Consider the following 2,754-nt stretch of genomic DNA (forward strand, 5'->3'; position numbering starts at 1 on the left):
GATCCATTTCCACAAGGTGTGTGTTGCGCGTTTGGTGCTGAAGGCCACCTGTGAAGCGGATTGCTCACAACAGACTTGATAAAGGGCCATAAAGCGTTCGCGCGTCCTATGGTTCCTATGGTGAGGTTCTGATAATCCAGATTGATAGAGGCATTCTGGGGATTGATTCCATTTATCGTGTAGGACTTTAAGCATGAATCGAATAGTTATGGCAAAAAATGATCTGTAATTATACGTCTTGAATCGTTTTTCGTTTCATGCTTTGGATCAATTTATCTGCTCATTTAGAACCGTATGTTTCAAATGAGTTTTGGTTTAGTAGCAATTAAGTATTTTGAAACTTATTTTTAAATATATGGTCAGAAGGAGTTAGGTTAGGCAATTTCTCTTGATTTATAATTATGAATCCATATGTAAATACAGCTTCTCCATATGCATCCTCTGCTGCGGCTCTTAGTCGGGCGAATCTCAGTGCTCAGGTTTATGATCGCCATCGCGATCCCCCAGGCCAGAGGTCTGTGTATATTCCGCCTGGAGATACTTATAAAGAATCTTACAGGCTTTCAACATATAGAAAATTCCCTACCGAAACGCGAGCAAATCCAAGACTGCTTGCGCAAAATGGATTTACGTATAGCGGTTATAAAGATAGGGTAAAGTGTTTCAGTTGTGGAAGGTGTGTTGAGAAGCTTGAAAGTGCTAATCATCTCAGTCCGTTTCAAGATTGGCACAAACAGGATTGTGACTTTAAGAATGGTACTGACACAGAAAATCAACCTCTTGGCTTATGGCCAAGAGCGGTAACAGTGACTAATCCAAATACAACCGTTCAAGTTCCCGTCCCCCGAAATAATATTCCCGTGCCAAGTGCGGCCATTGGAAATGAACCGGCCAGGCAATCTGCACAAACCAGGACTCAAACTGCCCGGATTGTGACTACTGGAGTTAGGTATCATCCTCCTGAATTTGCTACCATTGTATCTGCTCATCATGAGCAATTGGTTAGAAGTCTTGACTTGCGAAAAGAGGCTGACCGCCTGAAAACCTATTCCAACTGGCCAACAGCTAATTATACGGTTCATCGCTCGCATCTGGCGAAAAGTGGTTTTTTTTATCTTGGAAATTTAGATCGGACTCAATGCTTCTCCTGTGGTGGCGTATTACGAAGCTGGGAGTTTGGAGATAGTGTTCATGATGAGCACCGTCGACACTTTCCAGAATGTGGGATGGTGTTAAGTAATGAAGATCGGAATGTTCCGCTTGATCCTCGTGAACGAGAGCATGTTCCCTCACCCCAGCCTCAAACTGCACCACCAGACTCCAGTGAGTCAGAACAACGAAATTTGGATGTAATGTTTCCATGTCATTATCCAGTCAGTCCTCATATGCGAAATGAAGATGCACGATTTGAAACATTTGATTACCGTTGGCCTGGTGGTAGGGTAAATGCAACACCTCAGCAAATAGCTAATGCTGGTTTTTTCTTTCTGGGTGAACGTGATCGTGTAAAGTGCTGGTATTGTAATGGTGGTTTACAGAACTGGAATCCAACAGATGAGCCATGGCAAGAACATGCAAAGTGGTACCCCACCTGTGAATTTTTGCTTAGGAGTAAGGGGCCTGATTTTGCTCACTTGATAGTGTCAATATTTCCGAACTTGACTCGGCCAGTGCTAAGAGGAGGCCCTTTTGATGTATCACCGAATGCATCTCGGGTTAGGCCGAATGTCCAGCCTCCACTCTCAATTATTGATCCAGCTGTGGAAAGAAGGAAAAAGGCTGAAATGGAAAGAGGGTTGAAGACAGCCTTAAATTCGGTTCAAAACAGAATTGAAGAAATTATACCGTCTTTTGAGCCGGATAGAGCAGCAAAGTGCATTGTTGAACGCTATGGCGACAGTCAGCAAGAACCCATTAATAACATTATTCGCGAACCTACCAATACAAATGCTTTTCAATGGTTGCTTGATATAGGAGACAGTGACTTTTGTAAGAGTGTTGATAACAAATGTTCTGAACATCAGAGTGATGAGTCGCAGAGCGTATCTGAGCAAGAAAATAGCGCCAGTAATTCAGTTGTAACAGTACCATCGAATCTGACTGCAACTTTTGAAGAAATGGAAAGTTTACCTGAGGGTACATCTCCTTCCATGGCTGCCCGAATTCAAAATTTAAAAGAAGAAAGACTGTGTAAAATATGTCTGGATAAATCAGCTGATATTGTCTTTGTTCCTTGTGGTCATCTTGTCAGTTGTATTGATTGTGCTCAGGCGCTCAGAAAATGCCCGATGTGTAGAGGTAAAATAGATAAGGCAATACGAACCTATATGTCCTAATAAGGCTGTTAAATCAGGGCTGATAATTACAGGCTTCGACCAAGTGTCGACGCCGTAGCGGAATTAAGAGGGATAAAGGGAATTTTTGAAAAATATAACTCGTTGAAATCGCTATAACTTATTGAAAATATTGATGTTTAAAAACCTATGATTCGGGTTCGAATCCCTCCCTCACCGCCATTACCCCTTACGTAACTCTCTGAAATCCCTTTTTTAATTAATCATTTTAAACAATCACTGTCGGCTAAGTTACCGTTAATGGTTGAATCAGCTAAACTCCTATAAAATCAACGTGGTAGGGGAGTGATATGCAATCTGAACTCTTCCAGAATTTTATTGATTCCATTTCATCATTAAACAGTGAGCAGCGAGACATTCTTAACACCTCGCTCATTAGTGCCCAAATAGAAATTACTGA

The 2,754-nt window shown here is 41.8% G+C and carries 1 protein-coding gene; it reads left to right on the forward strand.

All coding sequences use genetic code 11. The annotated features are described in order from the left end of the window. The first annotated feature begins 401 nt into the window (after positions 1-401). Entirely contained in the window at positions 402-2,336 is a 1,935-nt protein-coding gene (locus AKL11_RS22285; RefSeq protein WP_095210629.1) for an RING-HC finger protein, read from the forward strand. Positions 2,337-2,754 lie beyond the last annotated feature (418 nt).

Source organism: Endozoicomonas ascidiicola (genome assembly GCF_001646945.1).
GTDB lineage: Bacteria > Pseudomonadota > Gammaproteobacteria > Pseudomonadales > Endozoicomonadaceae > Endozoicomonas > Endozoicomonas ascidiicola.